The organism is Stenotrophomonas sp. I18B00994 (genome assembly GCF_014145825.1).
GTDB lineage: Bacteria > Pseudomonadota > Gammaproteobacteria > Xanthomonadales > Xanthomonadaceae > Stenotrophomonas > Stenotrophomonas maltophilia.
This window is the reverse complement of record NZ_JACIUW010000004.1, coordinates 55,169-72,534: the sequence shown is the minus strand read 5'-3', so window position 1 is coordinate 72,534 and position 17,366 is coordinate 55,169. Positions and strand designations below refer to the sequence as shown.

Below are 17,366 nucleotides of genomic sequence, written 5' to 3'. Positions count from 1 at the left end.
CTCGCTCTGAACGGCCAGCCGCCCGATCGCGCACAGCCGCTGACGCCGCGCTAACCGGCGCAGCACCGACAATGCAGTCCTGTCCCTGCAACGAGAGTAGATGACGATGGCCGAGTGGATCACCCTGGATACGCACCACGGCGCGGTACGGGCCTGGCAGGCACTCCCCGAGGGCACCGCGCGCGGCGGGCTGGTGGTGGTGCAGGAAATCTTCGGCGCCAACCCGCATATCCGCAGCGTGGCCGAGCGCTTCGCCGCCGAAGGCTATGCGGTGCTGGCACCTTCGTTCTTCGACCTGGTCGATGGACCCGAGGCCGATCCGGATGCCCTGCCCTACGACGCCGACGGCGTGAAGCAGGGGCTGGAACGGGTAGCCGCGCTGGGCATGGAACGGGCGCTGGAAGTGGTCCGCGCGGCGGCCACCCGGCTGGCCCCCTACGGCAAGGTCGGCACCGTCGGCTACTGCTGGGGCGGTACGGTGGCGATGCTGTCCGCAGTGCGCCTGGGCCTGCCTTCTGTCAGCTACTACGGTGCGCGCAACGTCCAGTTCCTCGATGAGACGCCGAAGGCGCCGGTGATCTTCCACTTCGGCGCCCAGGACAGGAGCATCCCGCCGGAGGCCGTTCAGGCCCACCGCGAAAAGCTGCCGCAGATGGCCACCTTCGTCTATCCGGCCGACCACGCCTTCAATCGGGAGGTCGGACATGCGTATGATCCAGACAGCGCCGCCCTGGCGCTGCAACGCACCCTGGACTTCTTCTCGGAGCATCTTGGATGAGCGAATTCGAACTCGATTCACGCCTGGCCACCGATAGCGTGCTGGTGGCCGAAGGACCGTTGTCGCAAGTGCGGCTGATGAACGACGAACGATTCCCGTGGCTGGTACTGGTACCGCGCCTGGCCGGGGTCACCGAGTGGATCGAGCTGGACGGCGAGCAGCAGGACAAGCTGCGCACCGAGCTCAATCGCGCCTGCAAGGCCCTGAAGGGCGCCGACGGGGTGGAGAAGATCAACATCGGCGCGTTGGGCAACATCGTGCGCCAGCTGCACTTCCACGTGATCGGCCGCCATGACGGTGATCCGGCCTGGCCGGGCCCGGTCTGGGGCAGCGGTCCTGCGCACCGCTACGAAGCGGCCGCACTGGACCAGCATGTCGCCTACTGGAAGGAACGGCTAGGATATCCGGCCCACACCTGAGCCTTCGCCGACCCGATGCGATTCAACCTCGTTGCCGCCATCCTGCTGATCCTGATCGGCCTGTTCATGCTCGCCAGCAACCTCGGCTGGACGCACCTGAACCTGTCCAAGCTGCTGCTGACCTGGTGGCCGGTGGCGCTGGTGGGTGTCGGGATCGCGATGCTGTTCGGGCGCGGAAAATAACGAAGGCGGCGCATTGCGCCGCCCTCGTTCATGCAGAGCCGAGCCATGCTCGGCTGCCCCGCCTTGAAGCCGAGCATGGCTCGGCTCCACAAACCGCCTGCAATCTTCAGGTCCGCGGCAGGGTCACACCGGTCTGGCCCTGGTACTTGCCGCCACGATCGCGGTACGACGTCTCGCAGATGTCATCGGCCGCGGCCTGGAAGAACAGCATCTGTGCAACGCCTTCGTTGGCGTAGATGCGCGCCGGCAGCGGCGTGGTGTTGCTGAACTCCAGGGTGACGTGGCCTTCCCATTCCGGCTCAAGCGGCGTCACGTTGACGATGATGCCGCAGCGCGCATAGGTGCTCTTGCCCAGGCACACCACCAGGGTGTCGCGGGGGATGCGGAAGTACTCGACGGTACGCGCCAAGGCGAAGCTGTTCGGCGGAATGATGCACTCGTCGGCGGTAATGTCGACGAAGCTGCCCGAGTCGAAATGCTTGGGATCGACGATGGTCGAGTTGATGTTGGTGAACACCTTGAACTCGCGCGAGCAGCGCACGTCGTAGCCATAGCTGGACGTGCCGTAGCTGACGATGCGCTCGCCGTTGGCCTGCTTGACCTGCCCGGCCTCGAACGGCTCGATCATGCCGTGCTGCTCGGACATGCGGCGGATCCAACGGTCACTCTTGATGCTCATGCTTTGTCCTGGGGGTACGAGGGGGCGCGAGGATTCTAGCAGGGGGCCGGGCGTCGCCGGCGCCCCTCCCCCCGCCGAGGTGCTACAGCAGCGACGACAGGATCGGGATCGACGCCCGCGGGCGCTTGCCCACTTCCTCGATCAGGCGCTGCGCGGCATGGCGGTAGGCCTGGGCCGGGACCGAATCCGGCTGGGCCACGGTGATCGGGGTACCGGCATCGCCCTGCTCGCGGATGCCGATCTGCAGCGGCAGCGAACCGAGCAACGGCACGCCGTACTGCGCGGCCATGCGCTCGCCACCGCCCTCGCCGAACAGATGCTCGACATGCCCGCAGTTGCTGCAGGTATGCACCGCCATGTTCTCGACGATGCCCAGTACCGGCACCTCGACCTTCTCGAACATCTTCAGCGCCTTCTTCGCATCCAACGTGGCGATGTCCTGCGGCGTGGTGACGATCACTGCACCGGCCAGCGGAATCTTCTGGGTCAGGGTCAGCTGGATGTCGCCGGTGCCCGGCGGCAGGTCGATCAGCAGAAAATCCAGGTCATCCCACAGCGTGTCGTTGAACAGCTGGGTCATTGCCGAGGTGGCCATCGGACCGCGCCAGATCATCGGCGTGTCCTCTTCGATCAGGTAGCCGATCGACATGGTGTCCACACCGAACGCGCGAAGCGGTTCGATGCTCTTGTTGTCGGGGCTTTCCGGCCGCCCGGACAAGCCCAGCATGGCGGGCACGCTGGGGCCGTAGATGTCCGCGTCCAGCACGCCAACACGTGCGCCCAGCTGCTGCAGCGCGACGGCCAGATTGACCGCGGTGGTCGACTTGCCCACGCCGCCCTTGCCGGAGCCGACCGCGATGACATTGCGGATGCGGGCATGTGGCGTCAGTCCCTTCTGGACCTGGCTGGCATGGGGGCGGCGGGGGGAACTGTTCACAACGGGCACCAGCTGTATCAGGGGGAATAACCCAACATCATACAAGCTGGACGTAGCCTGACTGAAATTCAGGATTGCTACAGATTCGTGCACAGATTGTTAAGTTCATGTTACGTTCCTGAAGCACTGTTTTGGGCTGCGGAGCTGGTTTCCAGCGCGCACGATGGCGCATGCGCAGTGCCGATTTTTGTTTTTTGCTCTTTATTGGAACTACATGAAATACGTAAGCAACACCGCACGTCGCAACACGCTCGCCGTCGCCCTGATTTCCGCTCTGATGGCCGCCGCCCCGGCAATGGCCCAGGACAAGGCGACCAACCTGGACAAGATCACCGTCACCGGTTCGCTGATCCCGCAGACCCAGGTTGAAACCCAGACCCCGGTGATGTCCATCACCGCCGAAGACATCCAGACCCGCGGCTTCAGCAGCGTTGCTGAAGTTCTGCAGCAGTCCTCGCTGACCACCGGCGGCCTGCAGGGTGGCCAGACCTCGGGTTCGTTCACCCAGGGCGCTGAAGCAGCCGGCATGTTCGGCCTGAACCCGGGTTACACCAAGTACCTGATCAACGGCCGCCCGATGCTCTCGTATCCGGCGCTGTACAACGGTAGCGACACCTTCAACAACATCAGCGGCATTCCGATCGACATCGTCGAGCGCATCGAAGTGCTGCCCGGTGGCCAGTCCTCGCTGTACGGCTCGGACGCGATCGCCGGTGTGGTCAACATCATCCTGAAGGAGCGCATGGACGGCGGTACGATGACCGTCCGTGGCGGCACCTACACCGAAGGCGGCGGCAGCAATATCCGCTTCAGCGCAGCCAAGGGCTTCAACGCGTTCGACGACCGCTTCCACGCGCTGGTCAACGTGCAGATCGAGAACGGCAGCCCGATCTGGGGCTACCAGCGTGACATCACCAAGCAGAACAACCCGGTCGGCTACACCGCGCAGGTGCCGTCGAACGACTTCGCCGTCATCACCAATGCAGACAACAAGCTGCTGATGATGGACCCGAGCCGCTGCGCCAACGTGGCAGGCCTGTACGACGGCACCACCGTCGTCGGCAAGCGCGCGTCGGGCGAGTCCTGCGGCTCGGTGTACAGCGCCGGCTACAAGACCCTGAAGAACGGCAAGAACAGCGGCCAGTTCTACTCGTCGATGACCTTCGACGTGAACGACAACTTCCAGCTGTTCGCCGACGTGCTGTACAGCAAGGAAAAGACCGAGTTCACCTCCGGCTCCAGCGCCCTGTGGTGGGGCACGAAGTCGGTCATGGGTGGCTTCTACGACCAGGGCGCAGGCAAGGTCGTGAACCTGCAGCGCGCCTTCGCGCCGGAGGAGATCGGCGCGGGCGACTACAACAACATCCTGAACTCCGATGAGAGCCGCGCCTACCAGGTCACCCTGGGCGGCAAGGGCATGGTCGGCGACTGGGATTACAGCGCCAGCTTCACCCGTGGCGAGTACCGCCTGGACCAGAACCGCTTCGTGCGCTGGAAGGACAAGATCGAGGACTTCTTCGGCCGGACCGTGCTGGGCCCGCGCCTGGGCACCTACACCGACCCGAAGGACCCGACCGCCACGTTCGGCATCTACAACCCGAACTACGCTGCCTTCTACTCGCCGATCACCCCGGACCAGTTCGCCAGCTTCACCGGCTACGGCACCCACCGCAGCAAGACCTGGCAGAACCTTGGTCGCGTGCAGGTGACCAATGGCTCGCTGTTCAGCCTGCCGGGCGGTGACGCCGGCCTGGCCGTAGTGCTGGAAGGTGGCAGCGAAGGTTGGGACTACTCGCCGGACCAGGCCTTCGTCGACGGCAACGTGTGGGGCACCACCGCCGTCGCGGGCGCCGGCCACCGCAGCAACTACGCGGTCACCAGCGAACTGCGCATGCCGCTGCTGGAGAAGCTGACCGTCAGCGCCTCGGGCCGTTATGACGCGTTCAAGATCGCCGACAAGACCGTCGACAAGGCCACTTACAGCATCGGTCTGGAATTCCGTCCGATCGAGAGCCTGCTGCTGCGCGGCAAGTACGGCACCGCCTTCCGTGCACCGACCCTGTCCGATGCCTTCCAGGGCATGAGCGGCTCGTACTCGTCCGGCCAGAACGACTACTACCGCTGCAGCCAGCTGGGCTACGGCCTGCGTGACGAGGCCTGCTCGTTCTACAAGAACACCTCGGTGTACAGCGAAAAGTCCGGCAATCCGGACCTGAAGCCGATCACCGCCGACGTGTGGAGCGCAGGCGTGGTGTGGGCCCCGGTGAGCAACTTCTCGCTGTCGGCCGATTACTACAACTGGAAGATCAAGAACGAGGTCAAGACCCTCAGCACCGACCAGCTGCTGCTGGCCGAGTACCAGTGCCACAACGGGCTGCCGAACAACACCTCGGCCAGCTGCCAGAACGTCACCGACTGGGTTTCGCGCGATGCCGGCGGCAACCTGACCCGGGTGTACACGCCGAAGCTCAACGTCGCCAGCCAGAACCTGGAAGCGGTGACGGTGGCGGCCAAGTACCAGCAGGATATCGGCCGCTTCGGCTCGCTGATGTTCTCCGGCAACTACACGAACATGCTGAAGCGTGAAGTGCAGCCGATGCCGGGCGCTGACAAGCTCGACCTGCTGAGCGATCCGTACAACATGTGGTACTACGACAACTTCGCCAAGGTTCGCGGCGATCTGTCGGTGGCCTGGAACATCGCCAAGTTCACCACCACCGTGTACGCCAACTACGTCGGCAGCACCCCGAACTACCTGGCCTATACCGGCCGCAGCTACGGCTATGTCCACTCCTCCGGCGCCAAGGCCGGCAAGTGGGGTTCGTACACCACGTACAACCTGAGCATGAACTACCAGGCACAGGACGATCTGGTCCTGTCGCTGATGGTCAACAACGTGTTCAACAAGCTGCCGGAAGGCCAGCGCTACAACTACCCGGGCAACGAATCGACCCCGTTCAATGACGGCTTCTACAGCGTCTACGGCCGCCAGATCTCGGCCCAGGTCAAGTACAACTTCTGATCCCGTCGTTTTCCGGACTTCGTGTCTGGACCAGGCCCCGCTTCGGCGGGGCCTTTTTTTTTGGTCGCTCTCCCACCGCGGAGCTGGAGACACCCGATTCGTGGTGGAACCTCCTGGCAGGCGCTTTCCCAGCGCCCTGCGCCAGGAGCAACCGGCATCTGCAGGTGGCGCCTCAAGCAGGGGCCAACGGCCCACCACGCGCTTGCGCCGCCGCGATCGGTGCCCGAGGAATCGGCTGAATGAACCGTTATGCCAGCCCTTCCGCCCCCGCTGGAAAGCAACTGTTGCGGACTACTGAAAGGCCTGTTTGCGCAAAGGGACCCGACTCCCCACATTCAGCTACGCGTCATCCAGCCTTTACCTGCAAATCACAACTGATACTAAGTGACTGTAATTATTTCACTTTCATGTACTTTTGGAGTGACTTCAGAGACATTGCGTGACATTGGCATGCATTTCTCGTTAAGACCGTGTTAGGTTCCATGAACAACGCCCGTTATCTGAACTCAGATGTAACGAACGGACGGAACGGCACGCTTCACTTCAATAGGGGATCCATCACGATGACGTACAACCGCTCACCTGGCCGCCACCCGCTGACCAGCGCCCTGCTCGTCGGCCTGCTGGCCGCGACTTCGGCGCCCGCCTTCGCGCAGGAAGCCTCCTCCAACCCGGTCGATCTGGACCGCGTCAGCGTGACCGGCTCGCGCATTGCGCGTACGGGCTTCGTGACCTCTTCGCCGGTTACCGCCATCACCGCAGAAGAAATCCGCCAGACCGGCGCGCTGACCATCAGCGACCTGATGAACAAGATGCCGCAGCTGGCACCGTCGTTCACGCTGGGCAACTCCACCCGCTACATCGGTACCGCTGGCCTGGGCCTGATGGACCTGCGTGGCATGGGCTACGACCGCACCCTGGTGCTGGTCAATGGCCGCCGCCATGTCGGCGCCAACCCGGGCAGCACCTCTGTTGACGTCAACACCATTCCGGTGGAGTGGATCGAACGCGTTGAAGTGATCACCGGTGGTGCCTCGGCCATCTACGGCGCGGACGCCGTGGCCGGCGTGGTCAACTTCATCATGAAGAAGAACTACGAAGGTTTTGAAGCCCGCGCCCAGAAGGGCATCGCGGGTGAAGGCGGCTTCAACCGCGGCTTCGTGTCGGCCACGGCGGGCACCAACTTCGCCGACGGCCGCGGCAATGTGGCCGTCGCCGTCGAGTACAGCGAGCAGGGTCGTTTCGGCCGTGGCGACCGTTCGATCGGTCAGCGCTATGACGTGACCGTGCCCAATCCGAACTTCGACAGCACCAAGCCGCCGAGCGAGAGCAACCCGCAGACCGTCCTGGCGCGTCCGGGTGGCAACTACTCCACCTCCTACGGCGGCACCTTCGACCTGGGCGGCAAGTTTGATTTCACCAAACCGGGCACCTACAAATACCGCTACCACTTCAATCCGGACGGCAGTTTCAGCCGCAACCGCTTCGATGGCCCGGTGGTCAGCCCGAGCACCTGCGTCAACTGTGATTTCGCCGATCTGAACGCCGTTGCCGACCTGCAGCCGAAGTTCGACCGCGTCAGCGTCAACACCGTCGCCCACTTCGACCTGACCGACAAGCACCGCCTGTTCTTCGAAGGCAAGTACACCAAGACCGAATCCACCTTCTTCGGCCAGCCCGCTTTCGACAGCACCCTGCGCATCCGTCGTGACAACGCCTTCATCAGCCCGGAACTGGGCGCGCTGATGGACGCCAACGGTGTCAACCAGTTGCAGATGGCCCGCTTCAACGTCGATGCCGGCCGCCGTGGTGAAGAGGTCAAGCGTGAGACCAAGCGCTTCGTCCTGGGCATCGAAGGCATGTTCGGCGACAACTGGAGCTATGAGGCTTCGGGCAACTATGGCGAGACCGAGATCAACCGCGTCAACGTCAACAACCGCATCAACGAACGCTGGCAGGCCGGCCTGGATGCCGTCCGCGATCCGAGCGGCAAGATCGTCTGTCGTGTCGACCTCGACCCGAATGCCACCAACATCAATGCAGGTGGCCGCAAGTACAACCGCGACCTGATCGGCTCGGGCTGCATTCCGTTCAGTGTTCTGGGCAACGGTGCGGTGTCGCAGGAAGCGGCCGACTGGTTCAACACCCGTTCGCACTACTTCGGCAAGCTTCAGCAGACCGTGTTCAGCGCATCGGTCAACAACAACGCGCTGTTCTCGCTGCCGGCCGGTGACGTCGGTATCGCGGCCGGCGTGGAATACCGCAAGGAAAAGAGCCTGGAGCGCACCGATCCGCTGGCGGCCTCCGGCGCGACCTTCCTCAATGCCATCAACGGTGGCGGCGGCTCGTACAACGTCAAGGAAGTGTTCGCCGAAACCAACATTCCGCTGCTGGCTGACATTCCGGGCATCCGCCGCCTGTCGCTGGACCTGGCCGGCCGCTATTCGGACTACAACACCATCGGTTCGACCAAGACCTGGAACGTCGGCCTGGATTGGGAAGTGATCCCGTCCTTGCGCGTCCGCGGTACCCTGGCCAAGGCCATCCGCGCTCCCAACATCGGTGAACTGTACGACGAGCAGTCGCAGAACTTCGCCACCATCAACGATCCCTGCAACACCAACGCCACCAACTCCAACCGTCCGGCCACCGCTGGCGATCCGGCACTGCGCGCTGCCAATTGCGCTGCGCTGGGTATTCCGGCCAACTGGGTTGACTCCTACAGCGCCAACCGTCCTGGCCTGAGCGGCGGTAACCCGGACCTGAAGCCGGAACGCGCCGAGTCCACCTCGATCGGCTTCGTCTGGCAGCCGGAGTTCTTCGAAGGCTTCGGCATGTCGGTCGACTACTGGCGCATCACCCTGAAGGATGCGATCGGCTCGGTCACCGCGCAGACGCTGGCCACGCGCTGCGTCGACTCGCCGGGGGGCATCAACAACGCCTTCTGCGACAAGATCAAGCGCGCCCCGATCGGCGGCGCAACCGGGGCCAACGGCGCCGAGTTCCCGGCGTACAGCATCTACGACTGGACCGCACTGGCCGAGAACCTGGCCAAGAGCCGTCGTACCGGTATCGACCTGGAAATGAACTATGACTTCGGCATGTTCGGTGGTCACACCAACCTGCGCCTGGTCGGTACCCGCCTGCTGGAATCGCGTGAATGGGAGTTCCAGGACTTCCCGAGCGACTACAAGGAACGCTCGAACTACGTGACCAATCCGCGCTGGCGCGGTCAGTTCACTGCCAAGTACACGCTGGGCAACTTCCGCGCCAGCTGGGACATGGTGTACATCCATCGCAACCTGCGCGTGTTCCCGGAGAGCTACAACAGCAACCCGGGTTCGCAGAGCCCGATCTGGAACCCGTCGTACACCTACCACAACATGCAGATCGGCTACAAAATGGCTGATTCCGGTGTCGAGGTGTACCTGGGCGTGGACAACGTGTTCGACAAGGATCCGCCGGTCAACTACTTCGGTGCGGACCTCGGCTCGGCCTACTACGACAACGTTGGTCGCTTCATGTATATGGGCGTCAACTACAAGTTCTGATCCGTCCGGACTTGATGCAATCCGCAGACCCGGCTTTTGCCGGGTCTGCTTTTTTGTGCCCGTAATGCCCCCCTTGCGCCCGGCCATGACCTTCGACACCCTTGCAGGGCAGGCCGGCGGCGTATCGTTCGGCCCACGGCCGTCCCTGCGGCCCTTCCCTGACTCACTCGGCCTGGAGGCCATCAAAGTGACCCGTACTCCCAAGATCGTGCTGCTGACCCTGGCCGTTTCGGCCGCGCTGGTTGGCTGCGGCAAGAACGAAACCCCGGCCAAGGACGCCACCGCCTCCACGCCGGCTGCCGCCGAAGCCACCAATTACACCCTGGACGAGAGCAAGCTGCCGGCCTACAACGCCTTCCAGCCCAGCGACCTCGATACCAGCAAGGACGCCTGCGGCGCCTTCGGCGACTACGTCAACAGCAAGTGGCTGGCCGCCAATGAGATCCCGGGCGACCGCACCAGCTGGGGCGCCTTCACCATCCTCGACGAGCGCTCGGTGGCCGTGCAGCACCAGCTGGCCGAGCAGGTGGCACAGGTGAAGACCCCGAACCACATCGAGAAGATCGTCGGCGACCTGTGGGCCACCGGCATGGACGAGGCCAAGATCAACGCCCAGGGCATCGAGCCGCTGAAGGCCGACCTGACCGCGATCGATGGGCTGCAGGACAAGGCGGCCATTGCCAACTACCTGCGCACCAGCGCCGCCAAGGGTGACAACGTCCTGTTCGGCTTCGGCGCTGAAGCCGACTTCAAGAACTCGGCCGTCAACATGGCCTACGCCAGCCAGGGCGGCCTGGGCCTGCCGGACAGCACCTACTACACCGATGCCAAGAACGCCGACAAGCTGAAGGCCTACCAGGCACACGTCGCCAAGGTGCTGGAGCTGTCTGGTGTTGCCGCTGCCGACGCTGCCAAGCAGGCCGAGGACGTGGTCAAGTTCGAGACCCGCCTGGCCAAGGCCTCCAAGTCGCGCGTCGAACTGTCGCGCAACGTCGAGCTGTACTACAACCCGGTCACCCTCGCCGACGCCGACAAGCTGACCCCGAACTTCAGCTGGACCGAGTTCTTCAAGTCGCAGGGCGTGGCCGCACCGGAGAAGTTCTCGCTGGCCATGCCGGCCTTCCATGAGGAAGTGAGCAAGGCGCTGGGCGACACCGATCCGTCTGTGTGGCGTGCCTACCTGCGCTTCCACACCGTGGACAGCGCCTCGCCGTACCTGGCCGACGCCTTCGTGCAGGAGAACTACGAGTTCTACGGCAAGACCCTCAACGGGCAGAAGGAACAGAAGCCGCGCTGGAAGCGCGTTCTAGGCACCATCGAGAACGACGCCGGTGAAGCCTTCGGCCAGCTGTACGTGAAGGTGGCCTTCTCGCCGGAAGCCAAGGCGAAGATGGAAGAACTGGTGAAGAACCTGGCCGCCTCGCTGAAGGAACGCATCCAGGGCCTGAGCTGGATGAGCGATGAAACCAAGGCCAAGGCCATCGCCAAGTGGGAAACCTTCACCCCGAAGATCGGCTACCCGGACAAGTGGCGTGACTGGTCGGGCCTGCAGACCCAGCGCGACAGCTTCCTGGGCAACGTGCGCGCGGCCAACGAGTTCAACTACAAGTTCAACCTGTCCAAGATCGGCAAGCCGGTGGACAAGACCGAGTGGGGCATGACCCCGCAGACGGTCAACGCCTACTACAACCCGCTGCAGAACGAGATCGTGTTCCCGGCCGCCATCCTGCAGCCGCCGTTCTTCGATCCGAAGGCCGACGACGCGCTGAACTACGGCGGCATCGGCGCGGTGATCGGCCACGAAATGACCCACGGTTACGACGACCAGGGCGCACGTTTCGGGCCGACCGGCAACATGGAAGACTGGTGGACCGCCGCTGACAAGAAGAACTTCGAAGGCCTGACCGGCAAGCTGGTCAAGCAGTTCGACCAGTACAAGGTCGACGGCCAGGCGGTGAACGGCCACCTGACCCTGGGCGAGAACATCGCCGACCTGGGCGGCCTGGCCACTGCTTACGATGCCCTGCAGAAGGCCAGCGCCGGCAAGGAAGACCCGAAGGTGGACGGCTTCACCCGCGACCAGCGCTTCTTCTTCAACTGGGCCACCGTGTGGCGCACCAAGTACACCCCGGAGAACGCCAAGGTCCGCCTGGCGACCGACCCGCACGCCCCTGCGCAGTTCCGCGCCATGGGTGCGCCGTCGAACCTGCCGACTTTCGCGGCCGCGTTCCAGTGCAAGGCCGGTTCGCCGATGGCCCGCAGCGGCGACCAGCAGGTGGTGATCTGGTAAGCCACGGCTGACGCCGCGGCAGACCTGCAGAGGCCCGGGAATTCCCGGGCCTTTGTTTTTCCGGGGTGTTTTTCATCCACGCATGGTGTGGATCCAATGATCTCGGCGCTCCCCGCTAGCGGCCGACCCTGGTCGGCGAAAGCAGCGTGATGCGTGCATGCCGCGTCGATGCGCGGCTTGCTATAGTGCGCGCGCCCTCAATCCATCACGGATTCGTTCCACATGCCCAATTTCCGTCCGCTTGCCATCGCCCTGGGCATCAGCCTGGCGACCCTGGTCCCGACCCATGATGCGTTCGCCGCCGCCAAGAAGAAGGCCGCGCGCGCCCCGGCCGTCAGCGCCCAGTGCAGCGACTTCTATGACGCCACCAACGCAGGCTGGCTGAAGGCCAACCCGGTGCCACAGACCGGTGCCACCACCGCGCTGGGCCAGCTGGTCGACCGCAGCCGTCAGCAGCAGCGTGAACTGCTCGACGCAGCAATGAAGGCGCCGCAGGGCAACGTGCAGAAACTGCTGGGCGACTTCTGGGCCAGCGGCCTGGACGAAGCCGCCGTGGAAGCCGACGGATCCAATCCGATCGCCCCGCTGCTGACCCGCATCAACGCCATCAAGAAGGCCAAGGATGTGCCGGCCTCGATCGCCGCGTTGCACCAGGTCGGCATCCCGGTGGCCTTCAACTTCGGCCCGGACGTGGACCTGAAGGCGCTGGACCGCCACATCGGTTACTTCATGCAGGGCGGCATGGGCCTGCCGGACCCGGCGTTCTATACCCGCACCGACGCCGACACCGTTGCGCTGATGGGCCGCTACCGCAATTACGTCAAGCAGATCCTGGCACTGACCGGCACTCCGGCCGCCAAGCTGGATGCCGAGTCGCAATCGGTGATCGCACTGGAAACCGAACTGGCGCGCAACGCGCAGTCGCTGGCCGGCATCAACAACCCGTTCAACAACTACGCGCCGATCTCCACCAAGGAGCTCAACAGCCGCTACCGCAACCTGCAGCTGGATGCCTTCCTGAAGGCCCAGGGCGTGGACGACGACCTGGTCTCGCTGGCCGACCCGGGCCTGTTCAAGCAGCTCGATGGCATGGTCACCAAGCTCAAGCCGGACCAGTGGAAGGCCTACCTGCGCTGGCGCGTGGGCGACTCGATGGCGCCCTACCTGTCCAAGGCCTACCGCGACGCCGAATTCGAATTCCGCGGCCGCGTGCTGCGTGGCGAAACCCTGCCGCCGCAGCGCTGGGAAGACGTGCTGGAGGCGATCAACGTGGCCGCCGGCCCGATGCTCGGTCGCGAATACGCCGCCCGTTACCTGTCGGCCGAAGACCGTCGCCAGGCCGCATGGATCGTCGACAAGGTGCGCGAAGTGCAGATCGAAGCGGTCAAGAACAGCAGCTGGATGAGTGCCGAAGCCAAGACCGAAGCGCAGGCCAAGCTGGCCGCGCTGAAGATCGAGATCGGTACCCCGCTGCGTGATCTCGACTACAGCGTGCAGCCGATGGGCCGTGGTTCGTTTGGCGGCAACATGCTGATTGCGTCGACCTGGCGCCACCGTGAGGAAATGAAGCGCATCGGCAAGGGCAACGCCGACCGCCGCTGGGACGTGCTGCCGCAGCAGCCGTCGCTGGCCTATGACCTGGCGCAGAACCGCCTGATCGTCACCGCTGCGATCCTGCAGGGGCCGGTGTTCAACGCCAAGGCCGACGCTGCCGACAAGTTCGGCAGCTTCGGTGGCCTGGTCGGCCACGAGCTGACCCGCGCGATCGATGCCAAGGGCGCACTGGTCGATGCCAAGGGCGAACTGCGCAGCTGGTGGACGCCGGCCGACAAGACCGCCTGGACCCTGCTCGGCAACCGCGTCGCCGCGCAGTACGGCGCCTACGATTTCCCGGGCGTGAAGGGTGCCAAGGTCAACGGCACGCTCACCCAGGAAGAGAACCTGGCCGACATCGCCGGCCTGGAACTGGCGTGGGCCGCGTACACCGCGCAGGAGCCGAAGGCCAAGCCGGCACAGCAACAGAGCTTCTTCCGCGCATGGTCGGCGTTGTGGGCGCAGCAGCTGTCGCCGAACGAGGCCGTGCGTCGCCTGACCGCCGACATCCGTGCACCGGGCCTGTGGCGCAGCAACGGCACGCTGGCCAACCTGCCGGCGTTCGGTGCCACCTTCAGCTGCAAGGCCGGCCAGCCGATGCAGCGCAGCGAAGCCGAGCAGATCAAGGTCTGGCGCTGAGCTAACTGCTGCAACTGGTAATGCAGAGGGCGCCTTCGGGCGCCCTTTTTTCGCTTGGCGACCCAAAAAAGGGACCCCGGCATGGCCGGGGTCCAGGTCGTTTTCTGGAGAGATCGATCAGGTGCTGCGATCAGAAGTCGTAGGACGCACTGACACGAACCGAACGAGGTGCGCTGAAGTAGGTACCCATGCCGTAGGTGTTGGACACCGTGTAGGGGCCATCTTCATAGACCGCGTCAGACTGCACCGCGCGACGCTGGTTCAGCACATTGAAAACATCCAGGCTGAAAGCCAGCTTGTGATCGGCAAACGAAGGGCGATACATCACGCCCAGGTCCAGGCGGGTCGTCCAGGGCTGCCGGCCGGCGTCACCCGGACGCGACGGCTTGCCACCGCAATAGTGATAGGCCGCGTCGTAGCCCAGCGGATCACTCTCATCGGTGCCGTAGTAGCCCAGGCAGCTCTTCGGCGCCCCCGACATGATCCGCAGGGTGGCCGACGCCGACCACTCATCGTTGAACATATAGGCGCCATAGCCCTTCAGCTGGTGACGGCGGTCGTTCGCCAGATAGCCACCGGCGTATTCCATCAGTGCCGCGGCATCCCAGTCCTGGGTCTTGGAGACGTCATCCTGGCCGATATCCGACTTCACCTGGCCTTCGGTATTGCCGAAGCTGCGCGACCAGGTGTAATCCAGACGTCCGTACCACTTGTCGCTCAGCGGGTGCTCGATGAACAGATCGACGGCGATGTAGTCACGCTTGGCCTTCTTGTTGCCGTAACCCCAGTCGGCGGAGCTCATCTGCACCGGCGTGTAACCCGAGCCATCCGCGTGTCGAATCATGAAGGTGTTGGTCTTGCCCGGATTGAAGATCACACAGCCCGGGACATCGAGATTGCTGTCGTCGACGCCCATCGCGGCAAGCTTGTCGTGGATGCGATCGGAGTCACAGGTATCGTCGATGGCCGTCTGCAGGCGACGATAGGTGAACTTGGCACCGGAGCTCCAGCGCTCGCCCAGCGTCTTCTCGAAGCCAAGGATCAGCTCGTCCTGGTACTGCGACTTCAGGTCGGTCGGCGCAATCGACAACGGATCAGGGGTCTGGCCATATTCATTGTTGGCTGACACCGGGCCCGGGCCCAGAGCGGTCAACCCGGTCGGGTTGCCGTTGGCATCAATCCCGCTATAGGTGAAGTACTCGCGGGTGAACGTCGAGGCGGAAGCACCACGAATGGCAACGCTGTTGGGCAACGCCAGGTAGTAGCGGCCCAGGTTGGCGAACACCTTCAACGACGAATCGCCAAACACATCCCAGCTCGCGCCCAGGCGCGGCGCCCACTGGTCACCGCTGTCGACGTAAGGCTTGGCCGCACTGTTGTAGTTGGTGAACTTGTCATTGCGGATGCCGAGGGTCACCAACCAGTTCGGCGTGACCTGCCAGCGGTCCTCCAGATAGTAGGCCTTCTGCTTGACCGACATGCTGGTGGTCGTGGAGAAGATGTACTTCTGCACGAAGTAGCCGTTGCCGCCCGGCGGGGTGATATCAAAGCCCGGATTCGGCGACGAGGCCGGATCAACACGACCATAGATCCAGGCATACCCCGGCCCGGTCATCGCCTGACCTTCGTTATGCCCCTGGAAGTACATGTTATCGATACCACCGGTCAGCTCGTGGTTGCCGATGCGGTACTGCAGGTCTACACGCAGGCCTCGGGTCTTGCTGCCCGCATCTGACGACTTGGTATAGAGCGCCGACTGGTCGTTGCGGATGGGCCGGCCACCGGTAATGGACGGATCCTGATTGCCCGGGCTGCTGAGATAGGGGTTGGCCGTATCCAGCGGATTCGACTCCAGATTGCTCTCCTTGCTGCGACCCCATACCGCACTCAGGGTCAGGTCATCGTTCAGGTAGCCGGTGTACTTGAAGATGTCAAAGTCGTCCTTGAGCTTCGTGGTGTTCGGGAACGTGCCGGTGCGATCACCTTCGGCCAGGTCCTCGTAGTCGAACGATCGGTAGTAGCCACCGTTGCGATCGGTGTTCTGCACGCGGGTGTATTCCAGCGTGTTGCTGTCGTTGATGTTCCAGTCGATCTTTCCATAGAACTTCGGCGCATCAATGGTGTAGTGGTTGCGCACCTGCTGCGTTGCTGCAGAGCTGTTCGTGGACACACCTTCGGTGCGGTCCTTTTCCGCAGCCAGGTGAATGAACAGACGATCCTCGATCAGCGGGCCACTGGCATAGCCACTGTAGGTGGTACGCGTGGCGACATCGTCCTTGCGGTAGCGATAGAGCGAACCAGGCAACGAGTCATCGGTGTAGCTGTATCCATCTGGCAGAAGGCGATTGGGATAGATGACAGTGGCCGCAGAAGCCGACAGCGAGTCCGGGGCCCAGGTGGCCTGCACGCCGAAATGCCATTCATTGGTGCCGCGCTTGCCGAGCTGGTTGATCACACCACCGGTGGAGCGCCCGTATCCCGCTCCGTAGCCGCCCATGAACGTTTCCTGCTGGTCGATCGACCCATAGGGCAGGCTGATACCACCCAGGTTGCTGAGCGGATTGTTGGCCAGGAAGCCATTCAGATAGTAGGCATTCTCAGTAACACTGGAACCACCGAAAGACAGCACCGAACGCGAGCCATTGCTGAACGCGCCACTGCCTGCGACAACACCTGGCGCGAGCAATGCGATGGCTTCGGCGCTACGCCCCAGTGGCAACACATCCAGTTGCTCGGACGTAATGACCGACTTGGACACCGTATTGGTGACATCGATCTTCGGCACATTCGCCGCGACGACGTTCACGGCCTCCAGCGTGGTGGCGGCACTGCTGCCACCGGCAAACGACACCTCGGTGCCAACGCCGACCTTCAGCAGAACATTCTCGCGCTGATCGACGGTCTGGCCGTCACGCTGCTGGATGATGGTGTACTTGCCCACCGGCAACGAGCCGAGGTTGTAGCGGCCATTGCTGTCGACGGTCGCCGAGCGTTTCAGGCCCGTATCGCTCTGCACGACGATGGTCGTGCCGGCAGGCGCACTGCCGTACAACGAACCGGTCGTGCTCTGCGCGGCTGCGGCGCCGATGAAAGAAGTCAGGACGACCGCCAAGGCGGTACGCTTCAACCTTGCGACGTGCTTGCTGCTGGTCATGGAGTTTCCTTGATTCGGTGAAGATCAGGCTGCAGTTGCAGAATTGCTGCATGGAAGCGACAGCCCCATGTAGCTGAACCAAATATTAATTTCATCAATTCTTAATTTGCAATGGCGGCTG

General features: G+C 63.5%; 10 protein-coding genes. 7 read left to right on the top strand and 3 right to left on the bottom strand.

Going from position 1 to position 17,366, the window contains the following annotated elements; all coding sequences use genetic code 11:
* Positions 1 to 106: 106 nt before the first annotated feature.
* From H4O10_RS05625 to H4O10_RS05615, 3 genes are read left to right on the top strand one after another with little or no spacing between them, the layout of a single operon-like run.
* The gene (locus H4O10_RS05625; RefSeq protein ID WP_033834542.1) at positions 107 to 778 is read left to right on the top strand and encodes a dienelactone hydrolase family protein; all 672 of its coding nucleotides are present in this window, start codon (positions 107 to 109) and stop codon (positions 776 to 778) included.
* Positions 775 to 1,197: an HIT family protein gene (locus tag H4O10_RS05620; protein WP_005410497.1), complete on the top strand. Its 423-nt coding sequence runs from the start codon at positions 775 to 777 to the stop codon at positions 1,195 to 1,197. The genes H4O10_RS05625 and H4O10_RS05620 overlap by 4 nt, the downstream gene beginning before the upstream one ends.
* 15 nt (positions 1,198 to 1,212) lie before the next feature.
* Positions 1,213 to 1,380, top strand: a complete 168-nt coding sequence (locus H4O10_RS05615; RefSeq protein WP_005410498.1) for a DUF5668 domain-containing protein — start codon at positions 1,213 to 1,215, stop codon at positions 1,378 to 1,380.
* A gap of 106 nt (positions 1,381 to 1,486) precedes the next feature.
* On the opposite strand, the gene dcd is transcribed toward H4O10_RS05615, so the two are convergent.
* Positions 1,487 to 2,059: a dCTP deaminase gene (gene dcd, locus H4O10_RS05610; RefSeq protein ID WP_005410499.1), complete on the bottom strand. Its 573-nt coding sequence runs from the start codon at positions 2,057 to 2,059 to the stop codon at positions 1,487 to 1,489.
* A gap of 82 nt (positions 2,060 to 2,141) precedes the next feature.
* Positions 2,142 to 2,996 carry an iron-sulfur cluster carrier protein ApbC gene (gene apbC, locus H4O10_RS05605; protein WP_033834539.1) on the bottom strand — a complete coding sequence of 285 codons (855 nt, stop codon included), beginning with the start codon at positions 2,994 to 2,996 and terminating at the stop codon, positions 2,142 to 2,144.
* 214 nt (positions 2,997 to 3,210) lie between these two features.
* Between apbC and H4O10_RS05600 the strand changes: the two genes are divergently transcribed.
* The 4 genes from H4O10_RS05600 to H4O10_RS05585 all read left to right on the top strand — a co-directional run bounded on the left by H4O10_RS05600 (position 3,211) and on the right by H4O10_RS05585 (position 14,091).
* Positions 3,211 to 6,018 (top strand): TonB-dependent receptor, encoded by a 2,808-nt coding sequence (locus H4O10_RS05600; RefSeq protein WP_049454176.1) that lies wholly within the window; start codon positions 3,211 to 3,213, stop codon positions 6,016 to 6,018.
* Between the two features lie 563 nt (positions 6,019 to 6,581).
* A complete protein-coding gene (locus tag H4O10_RS05595) occupies positions 6,582 to 9,569 on the top strand; it encodes a TonB-dependent receptor (RefSeq protein WP_049433600.1) in 2,988 nt (995 codons plus the stop codon).
* A 187-nt stretch (positions 9,570 to 9,756) separates the two neighbouring features.
* Positions 9,757 to 11,859: a M13-type metalloendopeptidase gene (locus H4O10_RS05590; protein WP_088470653.1), complete on the top strand. Its 2,103-nt coding sequence runs from the start codon at positions 9,757 to 9,759 to the stop codon at positions 11,857 to 11,859.
* A gap of 222 nt (positions 11,860 to 12,081) precedes the next feature.
* Positions 12,082 to 14,091, top strand: a complete 2,010-nt coding sequence (locus H4O10_RS05585; RefSeq protein ID WP_033835305.1) for a M13 family metallopeptidase — start codon at positions 12,082 to 12,084, stop codon at positions 14,089 to 14,091.
* Between the two features lie 130 nt (positions 14,092 to 14,221).
* Here the strand turns inward: H4O10_RS05585 and H4O10_RS05580 are convergent, their stop codons facing one another.
* Positions 14,222 to 17,245, bottom strand: a complete 3,024-nt coding sequence (locus tag H4O10_RS05580) for a TonB-dependent receptor (RefSeq protein ID WP_049433601.1) — start codon at positions 17,243 to 17,245, stop codon at positions 14,222 to 14,224.
* Positions 17,246 to 17,366: the final 121 nt, after the last annotated feature.

Bases quoted from the DNA above. Each gene is read 5' to 3' on its own strand.
- dcd (WP_005410499.1), bottom strand. From the start codon at position 2,059: ATGAGCATCAAGAGTGACCGTTGGATCCGCCGCATGTCCGAGCAGCAC.
- H4O10_RS05625 (WP_033834542.1), top strand. From the start codon at position 107: ATGGCCGAGTGGATCACCCTGGATACGCACCACGGCGCGGTACGGGCC.
- H4O10_RS05615 (WP_005410498.1), top strand. From the start codon at position 1,213: ATGCGATTCAACCTCGTTGCCGCCATCCTGCTGATCCTGATCGGCCTG.
- H4O10_RS05595 (WP_049433600.1), top strand. From the start codon at position 6,582: ATGACGTACAACCGCTCACCTGGCCGCCACCCGCTGACCAGCGCCCTG.
- H4O10_RS05620 (WP_005410497.1), top strand. From the start codon at position 775: ATGAGCGAATTCGAACTCGATTCACGCCTGGCCACCGATAGCGTGCTG.
- H4O10_RS05585 (WP_033835305.1), top strand. From the start codon at position 12,082: ATGCCCAATTTCCGTCCGCTTGCCATCGCCCTGGGCATCAGCCTGGCG.
- H4O10_RS05600 (WP_049454176.1), top strand. From the start codon at position 3,211: ATGAAATACGTAAGCAACACCGCACGTCGCAACACGCTCGCCGTCGCC.
- H4O10_RS05580 (WP_049433601.1), bottom strand. From the start codon at position 17,245: ATGACCAGCAGCAAGCACGTCGCAAGGTTGAAGCGTACCGCCTTGGCG.